The 20,993-nt window shown below is 66.3% G+C and carries 16 protein-coding genes; 9 read left to right on the forward strand and 7 right to left on the reverse strand.

The features are described from left to right. Positions 1 to 323: 323 nt before the first annotated feature. The gene (locus ACFVJ3_RS43785) at positions 324 to 2,054 is read right to left on the reverse strand and encodes an acetolactate synthase catalytic subunit (protein WP_378458011.1); all 1,731 of its coding nucleotides are present in this window, start codon (positions 2,052 to 2,054) and stop codon (positions 324 to 326) included. 119 nt (positions 2,055 to 2,173) lie between these two features. On the opposite strand from ACFVJ3_RS43785, the gene ACFVJ3_RS43790 reads away from it, so the two are divergent. From ACFVJ3_RS43790 to ACFVJ3_RS43830, 9 genes are all read left to right on the forward strand, one after another. Beyond that, complete coding sequence (locus tag ACFVJ3_RS43790; RefSeq protein ID WP_378458012.1) at positions 2,174 to 3,070, forward strand: LysR family transcriptional regulator; 897 nt, start codon at positions 2,174 to 2,176, stop codon at positions 3,068 to 3,070. A 114-nt stretch (positions 3,071 to 3,184) separates the two neighbouring features. Continuing rightward, positions 3,185 to 4,150: an NAD-dependent epimerase/dehydratase family protein gene (locus ACFVJ3_RS43795; protein ID WP_378458013.1), complete on the forward strand. Its 966-nt coding sequence runs from the start codon at positions 3,185 to 3,187 to the stop codon at positions 4,148 to 4,150. Next, positions 4,147 to 4,995, forward strand: a complete 849-nt coding sequence (locus ACFVJ3_RS43800) for an alpha/beta fold hydrolase (protein WP_378458014.1) — start codon at positions 4,147 to 4,149, stop codon at positions 4,993 to 4,995. The genes ACFVJ3_RS43795 and ACFVJ3_RS43800 overlap by 4 nt, the downstream gene beginning before the upstream one ends. Before the next feature lie 60 nt (positions 4,996 to 5,055). After that, positions 5,056 to 5,664 carry a cysteine hydrolase family protein gene (locus ACFVJ3_RS43805; RefSeq protein ID WP_378458015.1) on the forward strand — a complete coding sequence of 203 codons (609 nt, stop codon included), beginning with the start codon at positions 5,056 to 5,058 and terminating at the stop codon, positions 5,662 to 5,664. Positions 5,665 to 5,722: 58 nt separating this feature from the next. Beyond that, the gene (locus tag ACFVJ3_RS43810) at positions 5,723 to 6,634 is read left to right on the forward strand and encodes a 3-carboxyethylcatechol 2,3-dioxygenase (protein ID WP_378458016.1); all 912 of its coding nucleotides are present in this window, start codon (positions 5,723 to 5,725) and stop codon (positions 6,632 to 6,634) included. After that, positions 6,631 to 8,112, forward strand: a complete 1,482-nt coding sequence (locus ACFVJ3_RS43815; protein WP_378458017.1) for an aldehyde dehydrogenase (NADP(+)) — start codon at positions 6,631 to 6,633, stop codon at positions 8,110 to 8,112. Before ACFVJ3_RS43810 ends, ACFVJ3_RS43815 begins: the two co-directional genes overlap by 4 nt. A gap of 137 nt (positions 8,113 to 8,249) precedes the next feature. Next, the gene (locus tag ACFVJ3_RS43820; protein WP_378458018.1) at positions 8,250 to 9,626 is read left to right on the forward strand and encodes an MFS transporter; all 1,377 of its coding nucleotides are present in this window, start codon (positions 8,250 to 8,252) and stop codon (positions 9,624 to 9,626) included. Positions 9,627 to 9,773: 147 nt separating this feature from the next. Beyond that, the gene (locus ACFVJ3_RS43825) at positions 9,774 to 10,448 is read left to right on the forward strand and encodes a Crp/Fnr family transcriptional regulator (RefSeq protein ID WP_378458019.1); all 675 of its coding nucleotides are present in this window, start codon (positions 9,774 to 9,776) and stop codon (positions 10,446 to 10,448) included. A 717-nt stretch (positions 10,449 to 11,165) separates the two neighbouring features. Further along, the gene (locus ACFVJ3_RS43830) at positions 11,166 to 12,323 is read left to right on the forward strand and encodes an alcohol dehydrogenase catalytic domain-containing protein (RefSeq protein WP_378458038.1); all 1,158 of its coding nucleotides are present in this window, start codon (positions 11,166 to 11,168) and stop codon (positions 12,321 to 12,323) included. A 249-nt stretch (positions 12,324 to 12,572) separates the two neighbouring features. On the opposite strand, the gene ACFVJ3_RS43835 is transcribed toward ACFVJ3_RS43830, so the two are convergent. The 6 genes from ACFVJ3_RS43835 to ACFVJ3_RS43860 form a co-directional block, all read right to left on the reverse strand. Further along, positions 12,573 to 14,405 (reverse strand): acyl-CoA dehydrogenase, encoded by a 1,833-nt coding sequence (locus ACFVJ3_RS43835; protein WP_378458020.1) that lies wholly within the window; start codon positions 14,403 to 14,405, stop codon positions 12,573 to 12,575. Between the two features lie 190 nt (positions 14,406 to 14,595). Continuing rightward, positions 14,596 to 15,504, reverse strand: coding sequence for a dioxygenase (locus ACFVJ3_RS43840; protein WP_378458021.1), 909 nt, complete (start codon positions 15,502 to 15,504; stop codon positions 14,596 to 14,598). After that, positions 15,501 to 16,577, reverse strand: a complete 1,077-nt coding sequence (locus ACFVJ3_RS43845) for a maleylacetate reductase (protein WP_378458022.1) — start codon at positions 16,575 to 16,577, stop codon at positions 15,501 to 15,503. The genes ACFVJ3_RS43840 and ACFVJ3_RS43845 overlap by 4 nt, the downstream gene beginning before the upstream one ends. Beyond that, complete coding sequence (locus ACFVJ3_RS43850; RefSeq protein WP_378458023.1) at positions 16,574 to 17,797, reverse strand: FAD-dependent monooxygenase; 1,224 nt, start codon at positions 17,795 to 17,797, stop codon at positions 16,574 to 16,576. The genes ACFVJ3_RS43845 and ACFVJ3_RS43850 overlap by 4 nt, the downstream gene beginning before the upstream one ends. Positions 17,798 to 17,920: 123 nt before the next feature. Next, entirely contained in the window at positions 17,921 to 19,492 is a 1,572-nt protein-coding gene (locus ACFVJ3_RS43855) for a class I adenylate-forming enzyme family protein (RefSeq protein ID WP_378458024.1), read from the reverse strand. Positions 19,493 to 19,507: 15 nt separating this feature from the next. Then, complete coding sequence (locus tag ACFVJ3_RS43860; protein WP_378458025.1) at positions 19,508 to 20,983, reverse strand: aldehyde dehydrogenase family protein; 1,476 nt, start codon at positions 20,981 to 20,983, stop codon at positions 19,508 to 19,510. Positions 20,984 to 20,993: the final 10 nt, after the last annotated feature.

The raw sequence follows: 20,993 nt of genomic DNA on the forward strand, positions 1-20,993 counted from the left end.
ACAGCCGCCGCTGAAACTCCGTCAAATGCGGGCGCATCACGGCATACCGCCGCGCCACCGAGTCCGCCACATCCGTCATAGCTCAACGGTAACGCTCGAAACCAGCTAAAGCGACATTATTTTGTCACAGGCCCTAACCCGCTGTGACGACTGCCGAAATCCGGAGTGAGCACACCACCAAAGCCCTGATCGGTGCGCGAGCAAGGTGACCGGTTCTCCTCTCCGCAACCGCCGACTGTCCAGTCGGCGGGCGGAAAGGTCGTCGAAGCCTTCTTTTGCCACATTCGGGAATTTCACTCCGGCCCGGTGTCTGCCATGGCCTCCTATTGGGACATCACGTCATCAGAGACACCGCTCCACCCGGTGATCGGGGGATAAGCGTTCGGATCGCAGATGATCTCCACCAGGGTGGGTTTGCCGGATGCGACCGCCTTCGCCAGCGCGTCACCGACCTCGTGGGCGTCGGTGACGCGAATACCGTCTGCACCGCATGCCATCGCGATGGCGGCGTGGTCCACCGTGGCGAAGTTGACGGCGCCGGTGTACTCACCGAACTGCACCAACTCCACGTGCTTTTGGAACCCGAGGATGCCGTTGTTCAGTAACACGACAACCACGGGAAGGTTCTCTCGCACTGCGGTCTCGAACTCTGACCACACATGCCCGAATCCGCCGTCGCCGGTGAGGCAGAGGACGGTTGCATCAGGGCGAGCGGCCTTGGCTCCGAGTGCCAACGGCATGCCCCAGCCGAGGCCGGCGAGTCCACGAGGGGAGAGGAATCGCTGTCCCGGGCGGCGGGAGCGAAGGTAGTTTCCCATCCAGATGCTGGAATAGCTCGCGTCCGCGGTCACAATGGTTTCGCCATCTTCGAGCAACTTGTTGATCTCGTGGGCGACGAGCTCTGGGCGTACCAGGCCTGCGGCGGGGGTGACGAGCTCGTTTACTGCGTTCTTGTGATGGATGCGGGCTTCGGCAATCTGCTGACGAACCGACGCCTCGCCGGCCTGCCGCTTGCCGAGATCTCGGTCCTCGAGTGCTTCGAGGAGGTCGGTAAGGGCGAGTCGCGCGTCTCCGACGACGCGGATCGCCTCGTAGTTCCGGCCTACCTCATTCGAGTCGACATCGATGTGGACGAGCTGGGTGCCCTCGGAGATCAAACTCCACGCATCGGTCCCGTTCTCGTTGGTACGGGTGCCGACGAGGACGATGAGGTCGGCGTCGGTAACCATGGAGCGCAGGTGATGGGTGGCTCCGGTCGGGCCCATGTAATTTCCGACGACTCCCACCGACAGCGGATGCCGTTCGTCCACAGATCCCTTGCCCATGTTCGTCGTCGCGACCGGCAAGGATGCACGTTCTTGCAGTGCCGCGAGAGTAGTCGCGGCGCCGGACAAATGCACCCCGCCGCCCGCGACGATGAGTGGGCGTTCGGCGGCTGCGATCGCGTCGGCCGCCTCGTCGATCCTGTCCGCCGCGGGGCGGACCGGATCGAGGGGGAACCGTCCAAGGACTGCCGTGCGGTGGCCGGCGTCGATGGCCGTCTCGAGCAGAACGTCTCGGGGCAACATGAGAACTGCCGGGCCTGGCCGTCCCGATGTTGCAGCAGTGATCGCCATGTCCACGTAATCATCTACGCGGGCCGGATCATCGAGGACCCGCAGCCACTTGGAGCACGAGCGGAAGAGGGCGGTGTGGTCGAATTCCTGGAAGGCGTTACGGTCGCGGTTGCCGCGAGGAACGTCCTGTACAAGCGCGAGAACCGGAACAGATGCCTTCGTCGCCTCGGCCAAGGGTGGGACGAGCAGCGTGGCCGCGGGGCCATTCTGTGCCGCTACCACCGAGATTGTGTTGGAAATGCGCGCGTATCCATCCGCCATTGTGCCAGCGGCGTTTTCGGTTCGGTAGGCGAGCTGTCGGATCCCGAATTTCGGGGCGGCCAGCATCAGCGCTGACGGTAGACTCTGGCCGAAGATGACGGTGACGCCGTGCCTCTGCAGGGCGGCCGCCACAGCTTCTGCGACCGTGAGTGAAGGTCGGGGAGGTTGCTCAGACACGTGGTTGCCCTTCGTCAAAGTTGTCCGGCGTGTTGCCTGCACTCAGCGTGCGGCAGGATTCCCCGCGGCGTCCAATAGGACTCTTTGCGATCGCGAGAAGCAATGTTTATCGTCGTGGTGTGAATCTCCGGCGGCTCGAGTACTTTGTCGTCCTGGCGAGGGAGCTGCATTTCGGGCGCGCCGCCGAACGTCTGCACCTGGCTCAGCCGGGACTGTCCCAGCAGATCAAGGTATTCGAGAAAGAGTGCGGCGTACAGCTGTTCGAGCGAAGCTCACACGGTGTACGGCTGACCGAGGCCGGGCGGGTACTGCTCGAAGAGGGGCCGGCCATCCTCAGCCAGGTCGAGCGCACCCTCGACCGGGTACGAGCGGCCGGACAAGGCCACACCGGCTCGTTGCGGGCCGTCCTGACCCGGTCGGTGGCGTTCGGGCTGCCCGACACGATCGTCACGGTCTTCCGAGAACGCCATCCCGCCGTCGAAGTCACCACCGATGTCGCTTGGACAGCTCGAAACGTGGACATGCTCCGCGCCGGTGAAGTGGACGCAGCCTTCGTCCGACTCCCTCTTCTCGACGCTTCCGACCTGGGAATACTGGTGCTGGGCGACACCGAGGCGGTGGTGGCGTGCCCCGCCGATCACCCCTTGGCGGCGAAGCACCGAATCGAGCGCGACGACCTGCGCGACCAAACACTCATCAGTTGGCCGCGAGCACAAGCACCCGGATACTTCGACGAAATGCACCGCGTCATCTTCGGCGGCACGCCTCCATCGAAGGTTCTGTGGGAGCCGGACCCCGAACACCTGCTCGCCGCCGTCGACTCCGGCCGCGGAGTGTCCGTGGTCGACAGCGAGCGGGCATCGACCCTGCGATCGGATCGCGTGGTGATCCGCAAATTCGCCTCGCCGATACCGAGGTTCGAATTCGGTGTGGCGTGGAATGCACGCAGGGAAGAACCGGTGCTGTCCGCCTTCCTCCATGTGTGCCGGGAGCTGTCGGGCAGCGGCGATCACTAACGCTTATCGCCGAGCCTGAGAGTTGTATTGGACGCAGATCTTCACGGCGTGATGCCCTTGGTGCATGGAATTCAGCGATTGCAGCGGAGGTCTCGCGTCATGAAGGTACTGGTCATGGGGGGTACCCGATTCGTCGGAGTCCTCGCTGTACAGCGGTTGCTCGACGCCGGACACGAGGTGACGGTGTTCCACCGCGGAAGCCGTCAACCCGACTGGACCGGAAACGTGCGCTCGGTCCTCGGAGACCGCAACAACCCCGCAGACCTGGCCCGCTTGGCAGAGGGCCGCTTCGACACCGTGCTGGATCTTTCCGCCTACACCGGCGACCAGACGGCATCTCTGCTCGCAGCCCTTCCGGATGTCGGACGCTGGGTGCACTGCTCCACCGTCAATGTGGTGCGGCCGAGCCCAGTTCTGCCGTGGCCGGAGGAGATCGATTACGGCCCGCACCCCCTGTGGGGGAACTACGCGATCGACAAGATCGCCTGCGAGCGCGCCATCCAGAACGCACGTGCAGATGCACATTCGGTCATCATTCGCCTACCTCTGGTCTTGGGACCACTGAACTTCATCCCCCGCGAAGAATTCGTCCTCAACCGCATCCTCGACGGCGCCCAGATCCTGCTGCCCGGGGACGGGCAGGCGGTGCACCAATACATCTACCGAGACCACGCAGCCGAGGCTCTCGCCCGCGCTGTCGACCTGCCGGGAGAAGGATTCGACGTCTACAACGTCGCCTCCAAGAGGTGCAACACCTCGCTCGAAGGATTTGTCGACGTCTGCGCCGAAATCCTGGGTCGCCCGGCGGACACCCGCACCGTCGGCGGCGGACCGACCGGAGAAGGCCGAGCCACCTTCAACAACGCCGACTGCGTGTTCCCGTTCAGCAACGAGAACACAATCTTGGCGATCGACAAGGCGGAGCGGGCGGGTCTGGTGTCACCGTTGATGGACATCCGGGAGATGATCGCCGCCGCATACGACGCCCTCCTCGCGCACCCCGAGCGCCGGCAATGGACACGCACCGACGCTGAACAGCGCGTCCTCGCGCGACTGGACACGGTGGAGGCCAGATCGTGACAGCGCTCGGACCCACCCGGGCTTGCGAGGTCGGCGGGCACACGCTCAACGTCGTCGACGCCGGCGCCGGACATGCAATCGTGCTGCTGCACGGGGCGGCGCCCGGAGCCTCCGCGGCAGGTACCTGGACTGCCCTCGCGCCCTTGCTCGCACGACCGCACCGGGTCATCGCGCCCGACTTCCTCGGCTTCGGCGGCTCGGACAAACCACTCGGTCAGCCCTACGGAGTCGATCTGTGGACGCGGCAGACACTGGCGCTCGCCGACACACTGGGCCTGGAGCAGTTCAGCGTTGTCGGGAACTCGCTCGGTGGCCGCGTAGCCCTCCAGCTCGCGCTGGATGCGCCGGAGCGGGTCGACCGGCTGGTGGTGATGAGCACCCGGGTCGCACCCTCCAAATCGCCGGCGCAGAAGTTACTCCGGGACTATCGGCCTGACCGCGACTTGATGCGAGAGGTGTTGCGCGAGTGCTTCGCCCACGATGCCGCTACTGTCACCGACCGGCTCGTCGAGGCGCGCTACGCACTCAGCGCCCAACCGGGTGCGCATGAGGCGATCCAGACCTTCTTCGGCGCCGGCGCATCGGCACCGGAGGAGTTCGAGCGTGAAGTGTCCGCCCTCCGACATCAGACGCTGGTACTGCACGGTCGACACGACAAGGTTGTGCCCGTGTCGAACGGCATCCGCCTAGCCGAGTTGATGCCCCACGCTGAACTGCACGTCTTCGCTGACGCCGGCCACTGGTTCCCCGCCGAGCGGGCCCCGGCGTTCCACTCCCTGGTCACCGACTTCTTCTCGGGAACACCCGCCCACACGGAAGCGGTCGACACCGCCCGGCTGAACTAGGACGAGCGCCGCCGCCAACTGCCTCTCCGGCAAGTTACATCTCACGCACAGGAGTCCACCATGGAACTCGACGCCCGCAGTACCGCCATCATCGCCATCCATTGCCAAGGCGATGTGGTCGGCCCCACCGGAGCCCTTGCCGGACTGTTCTCGCAACAGATCCGGGAACGAAACGTGATCAATCGAATCGGCACCGTGCTCGACGGCGGACGTCGGGCTGGATGCACCGTCGTTTACACCCGCATCGCCTTCCGGTCCGACTACTCCGACCTGATTGCCAATTCCCCCATCCTGACGGAGATTCCCAAGCTGGGATGCATGCAGGACGGAACATCGTCGACCGAGATCATCACCGCACTCGAACCAGATCCCACCGACATCCTCATCACTCACAAACGCGTCGGCGGATTCACCGACGAGTTGCACTCGGTGTTCACCGCACGGGGAATCACCACAGTGCTGTTCAGCGGCGTCGCGACCAATGTCTCGGTCGAAAGCACCGCCCGAGCGGCCACCGACCTCGGCTACCGAGTGGGCATCATCGACGACGCCTGCTCGGCGGCCACACCCGAAGCGCATACCGCCGCTGTCGCGTCCCTGAGCGTGCTCGCCACCATCACCTCCGTCGGCGAGGTCACTCGATCGCTGACCGTGCTCGCCCGGCGCTGACGCGTCACCCCACATTGAGCTACCGCCACGGCGGTCCCAGGAACTCCAGGAGTAAGCCATGACAACATTGAAGTCGGGTGCCCGTCTCGCCGGCGTTGCCCTCTCCCACAGTCCGCAGATGCTGGCCGACACCGAGCACACGCAGGGCCTCCAGTTTCGTGCCGCGATCGCCGCCGCGGCACGCGCGACGCAAGCCTACGACCCCACCCTGGTCGTCTACTTCGGGCCCGATCACATGCGGGCGTTGGCCGGAATCGCGCCGGCTTTCACCACCGTCGAACGGGCCTCGGGCTACGGCGACTGGAACACCGCCAGCAGTCGCTACGACATTCCCTCGCAACTGGTTCGGGATTACGTCCAGCACTCGACAGCCCGCGGCGTCGAGGTTGCGTTCGCTCATGAGCTCAAGCTCGACCACGGCTTCAGCCAGTCGACCACTGATCTGTTCGGACGGCTCGACGCAGTCCCGATGCTCCCCGTCATCATCAACTGCATCGATCGCCCCTTGGCCGCCATGTCGCGGGTCGTCGAACTCGGACGACTCACCCGCGAGTTCCTCGACACCGCCACCTCTGCGGACGACCGCGTGCTCGTGATCGGCTCCGGCGGACTCTCGCACTCCCCGCCCTCCCTCATTCCTGGGGCCGACAAGCTCCCCGAAGCGGAACGCCAGGCGCTGATCACGAACAATGTGGCCAAAGCTATCGACGCCATCCGGCCCGAGTGGGACAAGCACATGTTGTCTCTGCTCGCCGACGGCGACCTCGACGCCATCTCCCGGCTGACGCACGACGACATCCAGGCGGCCGGCACGGGTGCACACGAAGTGCGCACCTGGGTCGCTGTCGCTGCCACCGTAGGCCAGCCGCTCGCCACCGTGGGATACGAAACGGTCCCCGAGTGGATCACCGGCATGGGCATCGTGGCGGACCAGGAACTGGCAGTCGGGGCGAGCGTGGTGGCACAGTGACCGATACCGCCACGACCCGAGTTCCCGCAACCACCACCGACATGACGAACGCCACGATCAGTGCGGCGGCGGAGGCCATGTCGGTGTGGTCCTCGACGTCCCGGGCAGAACGATCGACGATCCTGCGCAGCCTCGCCAGCGAACTCGCGGCATCGTCCGATGACCTCGTCCCGATCACCGACGCCGAAACCGGTCTCGGCACCGGACGGTTGGTCGGTGAACTCGCCCGCACCGTGCACCAGTTGCGTATGTTCGCCGACGTTGTCGACGAAGGCGCCTATCTCGAGGTGACAATCGACCACGCCGATCCGGCTGCACCAGTCCCCATTGCCGGCGACGTCCGTCGATGGCTGGTTCCGCTCGGGCCGGTCGCGGTGTACTCCGCAAGCAATTTTCCCCTGGCCTTCTCCGTCCTCGGCGGCGACACTGCCTCCGCCCTGGCCGCCGGATGTACGGTCGTCGTCAAGGCGCACCAGGGCCATCCCCGGACATCGGAACTCGTGCACGAGATCGCGGCTCGCGTATTCCGGGAAGCCGGAATGCCCGAGGGAGTGCTCGGACTCGTCCACGGACGCGACGCCGGCCGCACACTGATCTGCCACCCCGAAATCTCCGCCGCAGGTTTCACCGGCTCGGTCAGCGGGGGACGAGCCCTGGCCGACCTCGCACACGACCGCCCCCACCCGATTCCCTTCTTCGGTGAACTCGGCAGCCAGAACACGCTCGTCATCTCACCCGGTGCCGCCGCAACACGTGGCGCCGACATCGCCGAGGGGCTGGCAGCGTCAGTACTCCTCGGCAGCGGTCAGTTCTGCACCAAACCAGGACTGGTACTTCTGCCGAACTCCGCCTCGGGTCAGCGGATCCTCGAGCACCTCGCCGACAGCATCCGGACCGCATCCGTATCTCGACTACTCACTACCGACATACAGGACGGCTTCATCTCCGGCAGTAAGGAACTCGAAGCCTCCGCCGGTATCAGCCTCGTCGCCCGCGGCGACAGCGCCGCCGTCGACGGGCTCGCGCCCGCGCTGTGGGAGTGCGCACCCGAGCACCTCGACGGAGTCGCTCTCGAAGAATGTTTCGGACCGACCGCAGTTGTCGTCCGGTACGGAGACGAGGACGAACTTCTCGGGCTGGTACGAAAGGTTCGACCCGCGCTGACGGCGAGCTTCCACACCGAGACCAGTGAACAGTCACTATCGAAGGCGCTTCTCGAGACGCTGACGCCGAAAGCCGGCCGCGTCGTTGCGAACCAGTACCCCACGGGCGTTGCCGTCACCTGGAGCATGCACCACGGTGGCCCCTCCCCGTCGACCACCGACTCCCAGCACACCTCCGTGGGCGCCACAGCGATCCGCCGGTTCCTGCGTCCCGTTGCGTTCCAGAATGTCGACCCCGCATTACTGCCGGACGAATTGCAGGACACGACCGAACTCACGGTCCCCCGCCGGGTCGACGGAGTGCTGATCTCCTGACCTGCGCATCCCCCGACGCTCAGCATCACCCCGCGATCCCGGGCGATGCGCACTATCGGCTTCATTGCCCACCAACCACCACCTTCACACCCTCACCGCGGAATCGGTACGGTCCCGCGCTCCGAAACGGGAGCAACATGACACAATCCTCAACACCGTCGATCCCGGTGACCCGTAAGGCAACGTCGCCGCTGCGGGTGGCGATGGCGAGCTTTATCGGTACCACGGTCGAGTACTACGACTTCTTCATCTACGGCACCGCTGCAGCGCTGGTGTTCCCGAAGTTGTTTTTCCCGGACGTCTCCTCGGCGATGGGGATCCTGTTGTCATTCGCGACGTTCGGCGTCGGGTTCTTGGCACGTCCTCTCGGCGGGGTCGTGTTCGGGCATTTCGGCGACCGGGTCGGCCGGAAGAAGATGTTGGTGATTTCCCTGGTCGGCATGGGCTCGGCCACCATGCTGATGGGAATGCTGCCCGGCTACGCGCAGATTGGGATCGCCGCCCCAATCCTGCTGACCATGCTGCGCCTGGTGCAAGGCTTCGCTGTCGGCGGGGAATGGGGCGGCGCCACGTTGATGGCCGTCGAGCACGCCCCGCAGGCCAAGAAGGGATTCTTCGGATCGTTCTCCCAGATGGGTGCGCCCGCCGGCACGAGCGTCGCCACCCTCGCGTTCCTCGCGGTCTCCCAACTGCCGGACGAACAGTTCCTCTCCTGGGGTTGGCGGCTGCCATTCCTGTTCAGCGCCGTCCTGATCATCATCGGGCTGTTCATCCGACTCTCCCTCGACGAGAGCCCCGACTTCGCTGCCGTTCGCAAGCGTAATGCTGTTGTGCGCGTGCCCGTTCTCGCCGCAATCAGCAGGCACTGGCGCGAGATACTTCTGGTCGCAGGAACCTATCTGAGCCAGGGTGTATTCGCCTATATCTGCAGCGCGTATCTGATCTCGTACGGTACGACGGTGGCGGGGATCAGTCGGACGTTCGCCCTCGCCGGGGTATTCGTCGCCGGAGTCGTGGCCGTGATCTTGTACCCGATCTTCGGCGCTCTCTCCGATACGTTCGGCCGTAAGACGATGTACCTGCTCGGGGCAGTAGCGATGGGTGTGGTGATCGCGCCTGCTTTTGCGCTGATCAACACCGGGAATCCGTGGTTGTTCATGGCCGCGCTGGTGTTGGTCTTCGGGATCGCGATGGCACCGGCGGCCGGGGTCACCGGATCACTGTTCACGATGATCTTCGACGCGGACGTGCGCTACAGCGGCGTGTCGGTCGGCTACACCCTCTCCCAGGTGGCGGGCTCAGCGTTCGCACCGACGATCGCGACCGCCCTGTACGCCTCGACCAAGTCCAGCGACGCGATCGTCGTCTACCTGCTGATCGTCTCAGCGATCTCCGTCGTTTCGGTGATCCTGCTCCCCGGCGGCTGGGGCAGGAGAGGCGCCGCGCAACAGCTTGTGAACGACCGAGCCATCAGTCCCGCCCCTTCGCCGGCCACCGTTGAGGCTGTGCACTAGTGCGCAGCCTGCAGTGGGCGTCAGGTCAGGGATCGACCCGACGACCGCAGAATGGCAATTCTGAGGGCTCCGATCCAGGCAGCCGCACTTGTGAACGTCCGTGTCGGACGGGCGGCGCGCGGAGTCACCGATGTGAGAGGGATGGCTATGGACGAGATCTTGGCGCGAGCCGGCATCTTCCAGGGTGTTGATTCGAGGGCCGCGACCGCATTGACGGCCCAACTCGCACCGGTCGACTTCCCCAGAGGGCACGTCATTTTCAACGAAGGCGACCCAGGCCACGAGCTCTATATCATTGTCGAGGGCAAGGTGAAGGTTGGCCGCCGGACGCCGGATGGTCGGGAGAACCTGCTGGCAATCCTGGGTCCATCCGACATGTTCGGCGAGCTGACGATCTTCGATCCCGGGCCCCGCACCTCCACCGCGACCGCCCTCACCCCGGTGCGGGCGGTACGGATGGGTCGGGATGCGCTCGGGGATTGGGTCCGTCAGCGTCCCGAGATCACCGATCAGTTGCTTCGTGTGCTGGCTCGCAGATTGCGACGCACCAATGACAACTATTCCGACCTCATCTTCACCGACGTTCCCGGTCGTGTCGCGAAGGCACTGCTGCAGCTCGCGCAACGATTCGGGGAACAGGACAGAGGTTGTCTGCGGGTCACCCACGACCTCAAACAGCACGAGATCGCCCAACTCGTCGGTGCATCCCGCGAAACCGTCAACAAGGCGCTCTCCGAGTTCGCGCAACGCGGATGGCTGAGACTGGAAGGCAAGACCGTCGTGATCTCCGACGCCGAACGATTGGCGCGCAGGGCTCGTTGACCGCGCACCGATTCGGTCTGCCGGCATCGTTGCATTGGACCAGGCAACGATGTCGTCAAATCACCGACTCGAGGAAGTCGACCCAGTGAATGCAGGCACACCACGCCGAAGGCGTAGCGCGCCCGTTGACGCAGTCGTCGCACGGTTTGTCATCCTGAGCTGCGGCTACGTAACCGTCGGTCGATTTGTATTCGACGCAGCGTGGGAAACATCGGTCATCGGTGGAGTGGCGACCGCCGCGGTTGTTGTCGCCATGATGTCGATCGGCCTCCGCCGGAGAGCGCGCTGATCTCCCAAGGCCATTGACGTCGCCCTCCAGATTGTCGCAACACGCATGACGGAATGTGGATCGGTAGCGCCGGTCGGGAACAATCCAATCACGGTGGCATCAGTGGATGGGCTGCGCCCATAAGGCGGCTGGATTCTCTGGCGTGGGAACCACTTAGGAAGACATTCCGGCGTTCGCCATCGTGCGCTCGCCGAGGAGCACTACGAAATAGCGCAGTTGGCCATGGCCGATATGCAACGGTTATCGACAGTCCGCCAATGGTTATTGGACGAAGTGAGGTCCACATCACACAATGCCAATTGCACTGATCACCGGATCCCGGTTCACAGGGCCACAGCTCGCTCACGCAGCTGTCCGTGCTCACCACCACCACCACACGTAACGAGTCGTCATCGACTCAACGCCAGAGGAGTACAGAGATGAGTTACATGCACGCCGCTCGGTTGCACGAGGTCGGACAGCCCTTCCAGATCGATCAAGTTGCCATCCCCGAGCCCGAACCGCGCGATGTCCTCGTAGAAGTCAAGGCCTGCAACGTGATTCCGAACCTACGAAACGTCGTGACGTCGTGGCCGGAATGGTTCCCCTACCTCCCACTTCCCGAGCTGCCGGCGATCTTCGGGCTCGACGCTGCGGGAGTGGTGGCCCAAGTGGGTTCCCAGGTCCGCAACGTGAAGATCGGGGAGCGGGTATACGTCAACCCGGGGCGTCACTCCGGAGACTCCTATGCGTCGAGAGGCGGCGACCCGCTCAACGATCCCAGCTTCACCTTTCAGGGCTATTTCGGATTCGGCCCCGACTCGCACGAGATCTACGAGGACTATCCCCACGGCGGGTTCTGCCAGTACATGAAAACGCCCGCCGAAGGATTGGTTACCTTGCCAGACTCCGTCTCATTCGAGCAGGCATGCCGGTTCGGATACCTGGGTACCGCGTACTCCGCACTGCGCAAGAGTGGCGTACGTGCGGGCACGTCGGTCCTGATCAACGGTGGTACCGGAACCCTGGGTGTGGGTGCGGTTCTGAATGCTCTCGCGATGGGTGCCAGTCGGGTTCTGGTGATGGCTCGAAATCGTGGCCTTCTCGAAAAGGTCCGGCAGCTGGATCCCCAGCGCGTCCGCGTCCTCGCCCACGGGGACCGTGACGTGCCCGAATGGGTTCGCGAGCACACCGACGGTCTCGGGGCTGACGCCTTCGTCGACGCGGTGGGACCCGGTGCTCCGCATGAGATCACAGTGTCGGGTATCGACTCTCTGCGTCGTGGGGGCCGCATGGTAGATATCGGCGGCATGTCGGAGGAGTTGCCGTTGAACATGTTCAAGCTGATGTGTTTTCAGATCAGTGTCATCGGGTCCAATTGGTTCAGTGTCGCCGAGGGGCAGGAGATGGCGCGGATGGCTGAAGCCGGCACGCTGGACCTTTCGGTGTTCGAACACGAGGTATATCCGCTATCGGAAGTGAACGAGGCACTGGCCGCGGTGGAGAGTCGAAATGGCGGATTCACCAATGTGGTTGTCAACCCCGCCACAGAGAGTGCGGCCACCACCATGCGCGCTCACTACAGCGTGTCCGCTGCGGACGACTGAGGGCAGTTCATGACGCGACGCCCGTCATACGACACCACCGCTTTCCGGCAACTCCCTACCGGTGACGCCAAATAGGGCGGTCACCGCCAACGGCAGGTATCGCCGTCCGCTTACGTCGATACCGCTGGCACATTTCGTCATCGGGAAAGGAAGGGGCGAATCCGCACGCCCGTGCGATCGGGTAGAGGGCGTGGCGTGCGGATTCGCCTGACGGGGGCCACATCCTCGGATGCGGCGGTCGAGCCGGTGTCAGAAGGCGGTGTGAGGAAGCTCGACGAGGTCGCTGCTGGTGTGTTGCATGCTGACCAGTTCTGCCGGGATGGTCGCGATCACGTGGCGGGCGAACCACCGCCCGGTGGCGGCCTTGCCCAGGTAGAAGTCCCGGTCGGCCGGCGTGGCCGTGGTGATGCGTTCCTCGGCGATCTGGGCACTGCGCAGTAGTAGCCAGCCGCAGACGAGATTGCCGATTTGCAGGAGCAGCCGGGTGGTGTCCTGGGCGGCGAGGGGCCGCCGATCCTTGTGATCGGTTGTGCCCCAACGGTCGGTCAGCAGGGTGCACATGTCTCGGACCGCGTCGATCCCGGCGCGTAGCAGGGCCCGTTCGGTGGCGAACGTGTCGTTGCCGTCGTCGGCGGTCTTGTCCATGTCGACAAGGAGCCGTTCGAGGGCGGCGCCTCGGTCGCGGACGATCTTGCGGCTGAACAGATCCAACCCTTGGATGCCGGTGGTGCCTTCGTAGAGGGTGTCGACCTTGGTGTCGCGGACGTACTGTTCGAGGGGGTAGTCCTCGAGGTACCCGGATCCGCCGAAGGTCTGCAGGCTCTCCTGGCCGAGGATCCGCCAGGCGGTCTCGGAACAGAATCCCTTGATCACCGGCAGCAGCAGTTGATGGCAGGCGTCGGCTTCGGTGTCGAGCGTGCCCTGTTCGCGGGAGATTTCGATGCGGTCCTGCTGGGACGCGGCATAGAGGATCAGTGCCCGCATGCCTTCGGCGTAGGCCTTCTGCGTCATCAGGGACCGACGCACGTCGGGGTGGTCGATGATCGGGACGGCGCCGGGGGCGGTGTCGGTGCGCACCAGGGGTTGGCCCTGGACCCGGTTGAGGGCGTACTCGCGGGCGTTGAGGTAGCCGGTGGAGAGGGTGGCCATCGCCTTGACCCCGACGAGCATCCGGACGTGTTTGATGATCTCGAACATCTGCTGGATTCCCGCGTGCCGGTCGCCGAGCAGCGAGCCCACCGCGGGGTGTTCGCCGCCGAAGGTGACCTCGCAGGTGGGGCTGCCGGTGATGCCGAGTTTGTGTTCGAGGCCGGTGGCGTAAACGCCGTTGCGTTCGCCGAGTTCACCGGTTTTCGGGTCGAAGTGGAACTTCGGGACCACGAACAGGGACAGTCCCGCGGTGCCGGGTCCGCCGGCGCCGTCCACGCCGACGGGTCGTGCCAGCACCATGTGCACGATGTTGTCGGTCAGGTCGTGATCGCCGTAGGTGATGAACCGCTTGACGCCCTCGAGGTGCCAGGTTCCGTCCGGTTGGGGGATCGCCCGGGTGCGTGCGGCTCCGACATCGGAGCCGGCGTCGGGCTCGGTGAGCATCATGGTGACCATCCACTGGTGCTCGGTGATCAGTTCCGCCAGATGCCGCTGAGATTCGGTGCCCTTCTGGTGCAGGAGTCGGACCACCTGCGGAATGACGTTGAGTCCCTGGGGGATCGCCGCGTTCGCGCCGAGCATCAGCTCGGTGACGCACCAGCGCAGGGTGGGTGGGACGGCTTGCCCGGACAGCTCCTCGGGCAGGTCGAGGTCGAGCCAGCCGGAGGAGAGGTAGCCGGAGGCCGAGGCGCGGTAGTCCTGCGGCAGACGGACGCTGTGGGTGGCGGGGTCGAAGGTGACGGCCGCGCGGTCGACGTCGCTGAAGGAGAGTGCCAGCTTGTTGGTGGCGTACCGCTCCGCCTCGTCGAGCACGGTGTCGGCGGCGTCGCGGGTGAAGTCCGCGAATGGTGCCGAACCGTAGACGTCGTCGCGTCCGAGCAGTTCGAACAGATCGAACCTGATGTCCCTCAGGTTGCTGCGGTAGTGGCTCATCGGGGTCCCTCTCAACTGCTGATGTGTATCAGCATCACTGATACAGGTATATCAGGTGTTCTGATATAAGGTCAATGGTGGATGTGTCCGCCGCCGGTGCTCGGCGAGCACGGGATGGATCGGGCGGACGGGCCGGTGACGGCACGCATCAGGCGCGTCGACCGGTTGTGCATCGACGGTTGCGGTCCGATCAGGGCGCGGCCGGGGCGAGAACGATGTCGAACCGCGTCCGCGACCAGGAGCGATCGCCCAGGTCTCGGCCGTCCGGGGTCGGTGTTCCCACCGGCTGTTCGGTGAAGTCCTTGATCAGTGACTCCTTGACGCCGAACACGCTGTCCGAGTGCAGGAGTGCGTCCCCGCGGACGAAGATGTGGGTGACCAGGGTGCGGTGCCGAGCGGCGGTGACCATGAAGTGCAGGTGGCTGGCGCGCATCGGGGAGCGGCCGGCGGCGGCGAGCATGGCGCCGACCGGACCGTCGTGGGGGATGGGATACGGGGTCGGGGTCAGACCCCAGAATGAGTACCGGCCCCATTCGTCGGTGAACAGGTGGGCGCGGCCGGTGACCCGGTCGTCGGTGTACTGGACGTCGTAGAACCCGTCGTCGTCGGCCTCCCACACCTCGATCCGCGCGCCGGGAATCGGGGAACCGTCGAGTGCGGTGACGGTGCCCTCGACCCAGCAGGGTTGGCCGGGGGCACCGCCGGAGATGTCGTCGCCGAGGTCGATGCGGGGCGAGTTCTCCACGAAGAACGGCCCGAAGACGGTGGCTTCGGTGGCCTCGCCCTCGGCCTCGTTGTTCATCGTGATGGTTTGCATGGACGCGCCGAACACGTCGGAGAGGAGGATGAATTCCTGCCGCCGGTCATCGGTGATGTGCCCGGCGGCGGTGAGGAACTCGATCGCCGTGTTCCATTCGTACTCGGTCAGGCGCACCTCGCGCAAGAAGGCGTGCAGGTGCCGGGTCAGCGACTGCAACACCACCTTCAGGCGCTCGTTGTCGGCGCCATCGAAGCTGGCGATCACCTTCGCGGTCAACTCTTCCTCACGCCGGCGCTGTTCGGGGTTGGTCGCGGTCTCGTCGACGGTGCGGGAAGTCATGACAAGAAACCTTCCGATGAGGGCGGGGTGCCGGCCCAGGCGGCACGGAGCAGGACCTCGAGGTTGTCCGGTGTCACCTGGCGCGGGGTGGTGTCGGGGATGAACGGCAGGATGAGTGCGACCGCCTCGGGAATGCTGTCCTCGGTCAGCCCGTGATCGGCCAGGGCGGTGGGCGCGTCGAGCCGTGCACGCAGCGTGTTCAGCCCGTCGAGTGCGTGTGCGGTGCCGAATGCGGCGGCGATCCGCGCTTCGGCGGCGGGTGCGGCGGGCGCGAGAAAGGCCAGGACGTACGGCAACACGACGGCGTGGGTCTGCGCGTGGGGCAGGTTGTAGGCGCCGCCGAGGACGTGGCAGATCTTGTGGTGCATCCCCGATCCCGCCGAGGCGAAGGCGACCGCGGACAGGTAGGCGCCATAGAGGCAGTCCTCCCGCCCGGCCCTGTCGTCGGGGTCGGCCTTGACGGCCGGCAGCCCGGCGTTGAGCGTGCGGATCGCTTCGGCGGCCAACGCCTGGTTGATCGGGTCGGCGCGCGGCGCCCACATCGAGTCGATGCTGTGCGCCAGGGCGTTCAGACCCGACGCCACCGACAGGTCGGCGGGCAGCGAACTGGTCAGGTCCGCGTCGTAGACGACCGTGACGGGCAGGACCCTGTCGTCGACCCCGGTCGTCTTCCGTGAATCCTCGGTCAGCCCCCAGACGTCGGTCGCCTCCGAACCGGCGTAGGTGGTCGGGACGGCCACGATGGGCAGCCCGGTGGTCAGAGCGATCGCCTTCGCCAGACCGGTCGTCGACCCGCCACCGATGCAGACCAGCAGGTCGATCCCGTGCTCCTTGGCCGCGGCCCGGGCCTTCTCGGCCGTGGCGATCGGCACGTGCGGGGCGACGTCGTCGTAGCGCAAGGCCACCGTGATGCGCTCGGTGACCGTCTGGGCGATCGGCTGCTCGGTCGGGCCGGCGATCACCATGACCGCTCTTGCGCCGAGCCGCTCGACCTCGGCGGCCAGGTTCTGCGCCGCCCGTCCGGTGCCGAACAGCACCCGCTGCGGCAAGGTCGTGTGCTCGAAGGTCGTCATCGGACGTACGCCTCCCTGGCGGCCAGTTCGGCGTCGTATCCATAGAGCCAACCACTGGCCACCAGGGGATCCTGCTGGGCGAGTCCGGCGTCCCGGGTGATCTGTTCCGGCCCGTCGGGCAGGTGGTTGATCTCCTTGCGGTCGCGGCTGAGCTGCTGAACCCTCGTCGTGCGGGGCAGGCGAATCTCCTCGTAGGTGCGCAGCGCCCGATCGGGGTCGCCGGTGTCCGCGGCCAGGCACTGGGCGAGCGCGGCGCCGTCCTCGATGGCCTGGGCGGCGCCCTGGGCGAAGAACGGGAACATCGGATGCGCGGCATCACCGAGCAGCGTCACCCGACCACGTGACCACTTCTCGAGCGGTGCGCGGTCGAGCAGCGCCCATCGTCCCGGGGTCCCGGCGGCCTTGATCAGATCGGTCAGCCGGGGATCCCACCCGTCGAACTCGGCGAGGAGTTCGGCGACTGTGCCGGTGGCGCTCCAGGATTCGTCGGTGAAGTCACCGGCGGGGGCGAACGCCACGATGTTGACGGCCTTGCCGCCCGAGATCGGGTAGTGCACGAGGTGATGGTCCGGTCCGATCCACAGGGTCTGGACCGGACGGCGCGCAAACGCCGGGGCGTCCGCGGCGGGAACGAGCGCCCGGAACGCACACATCCCGGAGTATTCGGCGGGGGCGGGGGTGGTGATGGCGCCGCGGATGACCGAGTGGACCCCGTCGGCGCCGATGACGACGTCGGCGTCGACCACCGACCCGTCGCCGAAGTGCAGGCGCGCCCCGTCGGCGTGGGGTTCGATGCCGGTGCACCGCATGCCCAATCGGATCAGCTCCGCCGGTAAAGCCGCGCGGACGGCGTCGAGCACGTCGGCGCGGTGCGCGACGTAGGAGCGTTCGCCGTACAGGGCTTCGCAGTTGTCGGTGAGATGCTCGGCCGAGAGGATCGCCCCGTTCTGCCAGCGTCGGAATTCCCAGCCGACCTCGAGGGGGACCGCCGTGGCGAGGAAGGTGTCGAAGTGACCGAGCCGACGGATCATTCGCACCGCGTTGGGAGAGACCACCAGACCGGCTCCGACCTCCCCGAGCTGGGGTGCCTGCTCGTAGACGGTGACGTCGAGACCGGCCCGGTGCAGGAACGCTGCTGCCGCCACTCCGCCGATACCGCCGCCGACGACGGCGATACGGGGGGAACCGGTGGAAGAGGAATCGGGTGTGGTTGTACTCATGGGAAAGGCCTTTCTGACTCGATCCGCCGGCGTGCGGAGGCGAAGGGGTTCTCGCCGAGTGCCGGCGAGACCCGTCGACCGCGCGCCGGGGGTGGAGCGCACCCGTACCGGTGGCGGACGGGGTCAGCGCTGTACTGGGGTGTCCTGGGAGGTGGGGGTCAGTTCGCGGCGCAGGAGTTTGCCGACCGGGCTGCGGGGCAGGCCCTCACGCCGTTCGAGGACGCGGGGGATCTTGAATTTCGCCAGCTGTGGGCGCAGGAACTGTTGCAGCTCTTCGAGTTCGACGGTGTCGTCGCAGACGACGACCGCGGTGAGGATCTCACCCCACACCGGGTCGGGGCGGCCGACGACGGCGGCATCGCGAATCCCGGGATACTGGACGACCAGGTGCTCGATCTCGGCCGGGTCCACGTTCTCCCCGCCGGTGATGATGATTTCCTTCGACCGCCCCGTGATGCACAGGTCGCCGTCGACATCGATGAAGCCGCGGTCGCCGCTGGCCAGCCATCCCTGTCGGAACGTCTCGGCGGTCGCGGTCTCGTTGCCCCAGTAGCCGGAGGCGATGTGCGGTCCGCGCACGAGCACCTCGCCGACCTGGCCGGGCGGAAGGTCGCTGCCGTCATCGGAGACGATCCGCAGATCCGTCAGCAACGCCGGAGTCCCTGATGATGCGGACTTGAGTGCCGCGTCGGTGGCGCGCCGGAAACTGACCGACGGTCCGGCCTCGGTCAGCCCGTAGCTGGCGAGAACCGGGACACCGCGCGAGGCCCACAAAGACACCAGTTCCGGTGGCATCGGGGCGCCGCCGCCGAGGATCCACCGCAGGCTCGAGGTGTTCGCGTCTGGGAACCCCGGCACCTGCGCCATCAGAGTGAGCATCGAGGGCACCGCGAACATGGTGGTGACCGCGAACTGCTCGATCTGCCGCAGGCACCGCCCGGCGTCGAACTTGCTGTCGAGGATCACCGTGCCGCCCTTGACCAGGGTGGCGACGGCGACGGTATTCAACGCCGCGACGTGGGACAGGGGTGTGTTCACCAGCGTCACATCGTCGGCGACGATGTCCAGTCCGAGCAGGGTGTTGACCCCGTTGAAGAACAGTGCGCCGTGACTGAGGGTGACCCCCTTGGGGTGCCCGGACGTTCCCGAGGTGTAGACGACCAACGCCGCGGAGTCCGCCGTCGGGCGGTGCTCCGGCGCGGGACCGGGAACATACGCGGGCAGGTGCGGCAGTGCCAGGTCGTGAACCTTTTCCAGGGACAGGATCGGTATGCCGTCGACGCCGGGCACCTGGCGGGCGGCGTCGGCGGTGTGTGGCGACACCAGCAGTGCGCGTGCCGACAGATCCTGCAGGATGTAGCCGACGTCCGCGGGTGGGGACGCGATCCCGACGGGGGTGAAGACCGCCCCGACCCGTGAGCTTGCATAGAGCGCGATCAGGATCTCGGGGCGGTTTTCCGAGTAACACACGACGCGATCTCCGGGCCGAACCCCCTGTTCGGTGAGGAACGACGCTGCCGCCCGGATCCGGTCGAGGAGCTGGCCGTAGGAGATCCGTTCGTCGCCGTGGATGATCGCGGTGCGGTGTGGTTGACGCTGCGCCCGGCGCTCGACGAGCTCGCCGTAGCGCAGGCCGGTGAAACTGGCTGTTCCATCAGGTCCGGCGTCCGGGATGGGGGTGGAGAAGGCGTCCATCGAAATCTCTCCCGGTCAGATCGGATAGTGGCGGTCGTCGCTGGACACGGTGATCCACCGCAGTTCGGTGAATTCTTCCAGAGCCGCGGACGAGCCGAAACGCCCGAAGCCGCTGGCTTTGACCCCACCGAACGGCATCTGCGCCTCGTCGTGCACGGTGGCGCCGTTGATGTGGCAGATCCCGGACTGAATTCGCTGCGCCAGGGTCAGGCCGCGCCCGACATCACCGGTGAACAGGGCGGCGGAGAGCCCGTAGTCGGAGTCGTTGGCCACCCGCACCGCCTCGTCCGCGCCATCGACCTCGATGATCGGGGCGAGGGGACCGAACGACTCCTCGGAGTAGATGCGGGCGGCCGACGTGACACCGGACAGCACGGTGGGCGGGTAGTACAGGCCGTCGGCCACACCTCCGGTGACGACGGTGGCGCCGTGCGCGACCGCATCGGCGACCAATGCCTGCACGTGGGCGACGGCGCCCTCGTGCACCAGCGGTCCCAGCTGGGTGCGCGGATCCTCCGGGTCACCGACGACGAGCTTCGCGGCCCGCTCGGCCAACAGGGCGGTGAACTCGGCGGCGACGGCGCGGTCGACGATCAACCGCTCCGTCGACATGCAGATCTGGCCCTGGTTCATGAAGGCACCGAACGACGCCGCGGCGGCCGCGGCCTCGAGGTCGGCATCGGCCAGCACGATGTACGGTGCCTTACCGCCGAGCTCGAGAACCGTTCGCGTCAAATGCTTTCCGGCCTTCTCGGCGATGATGCGTCCCACCGTGGTGGAGCCGGTGAAGTTGACGCACCGCACCGCCCTGTGCGCGATCAGCGCGTCGACCACCTCGGCGGCGTCCTCGGCGGCATTGGTGACCAGATTCGCCGCGCCGGCCGGGATGCCGGCGTCGATGAGGCATTCGATGATGGCTGCGTGGGTCGCCGGGGTCTCCTCCGACGCCTTGAGTACCACGGTGTTGCCGTAGGCCAGCGGCATGGCGATCGCCCGGACACCGAGGATGACCGGTGCGTTCCACGGCGCGATGCCGACCACGACCCCGACCGGCTCCCGCACGGCGAGCGCGGTCAGCCCCGGGACATCGGACGGGATGACCTGGCCGACCGTCGAATACACCTGGGCGGCGGCCTCGCGGAACATCCCGGCCGCGAGTTTGACGTTGAAATGGCACCAGGAGGCGGCGGCGCCCATCTCCTTGCCCATCATCGCCGAGATGGCCCCGCTGCGTTCGTCGAGGAGTGCGGCGGCCCGCTCGAGGACCTTCCGGCGCGCGCCGGGGGGAGTGGCGGCCCACCCGGCGGCGGCGTCGGCGGCCGCGGCGACGGCGCGTTCGGCGTCCGCGCGGGTGGCGGCCGCGACCCGCGCGATCGGTTCACCGGTCAGGCGGCGGGTTTTGACGATGTAGCGCCCGCCGGCGGCTTCGACCGAATCTCCGGCGATGCGCAGCGGAACGGTCACCACGGCGGATTCGGTGGTGGAGGTCATCGATGTTCTC

The sequence above is a fragment of the Rhodococcus sp. NPDC127593 genome (assembly GCF_042671975.1).
Lineage (GTDB): Bacteria > Actinomycetota > Actinomycetes > Mycobacteriales > Mycobacteriaceae > Rhodococcus_F.

Excerpts from the sequence above, each read along its gene's own strand:
- ACFVJ3_RS43840 (WP_378458021.1), bottom strand. The coding sequence starts at position 15,504 with ATGACTTCCCGCACCGTCGACGAGACCGCGACCAACCCCGAACAGCGC.
- ACFVJ3_RS43835 (WP_378458020.1), bottom strand. The coding sequence starts at position 14,405 with ATGAGCCACTACCGCAGCAACCTGAGGGACATCAGGTTCGATCTGTTC.
- ACFVJ3_RS43845 (WP_378458022.1), bottom strand. The coding sequence starts at position 16,577 with ATGACGACCTTCGAGCACACGACCTTGCCGCAGCGGGTGCTGTTCGGC.
- ACFVJ3_RS43820 (WP_378458018.1), top strand. The coding sequence starts at position 8,250 with ATGACACAATCCTCAACACCGTCGATCCCGGTGACCCGTAAGGCAACG.
- ACFVJ3_RS43830 (WP_378458038.1), top strand. The coding sequence starts at position 11,166 with ATGCACGCCGCTCGGTTGCACGAGGTCGGACAGCCCTTCCAGATCGAT.
- ACFVJ3_RS43850 (WP_378458023.1), bottom strand. The coding sequence starts at position 17,797 with ATGAGTACAACCACACCCGATTCCTCTTCCACCGGTTCCCCCCGTATC.
- ACFVJ3_RS43810 (WP_378458016.1), top strand. The coding sequence starts at position 5,723 with ATGACAACATTGAAGTCGGGTGCCCGTCTCGCCGGCGTTGCCCTCTCC.
- ACFVJ3_RS43860 (WP_378458025.1), bottom strand. The coding sequence starts at position 20,983 with ATGACCTCCACCACCGAATCCGCCGTGGTGACCGTTCCGCTGCGCATC.
- ACFVJ3_RS43825 (WP_378458019.1), top strand. The coding sequence starts at position 9,774 with ATGGACGAGATCTTGGCGCGAGCCGGCATCTTCCAGGGTGTTGATTCG.
- ACFVJ3_RS43855 (WP_378458024.1), bottom strand. The coding sequence starts at position 19,492 with ATGGACGCCTTCTCCACCCCCATCCCGGACGCCGGACCTGATGGAACA.
- ACFVJ3_RS43795 (WP_378458013.1), top strand. The coding sequence starts at position 3,185 with ATGGGGGGTACCCGATTCGTCGGAGTCCTCGCTGTACAGCGGTTGCTC.
- ACFVJ3_RS43805 (WP_378458015.1), top strand. The coding sequence starts at position 5,056 with ATGGAACTCGACGCCCGCAGTACCGCCATCATCGCCATCCATTGCCAA.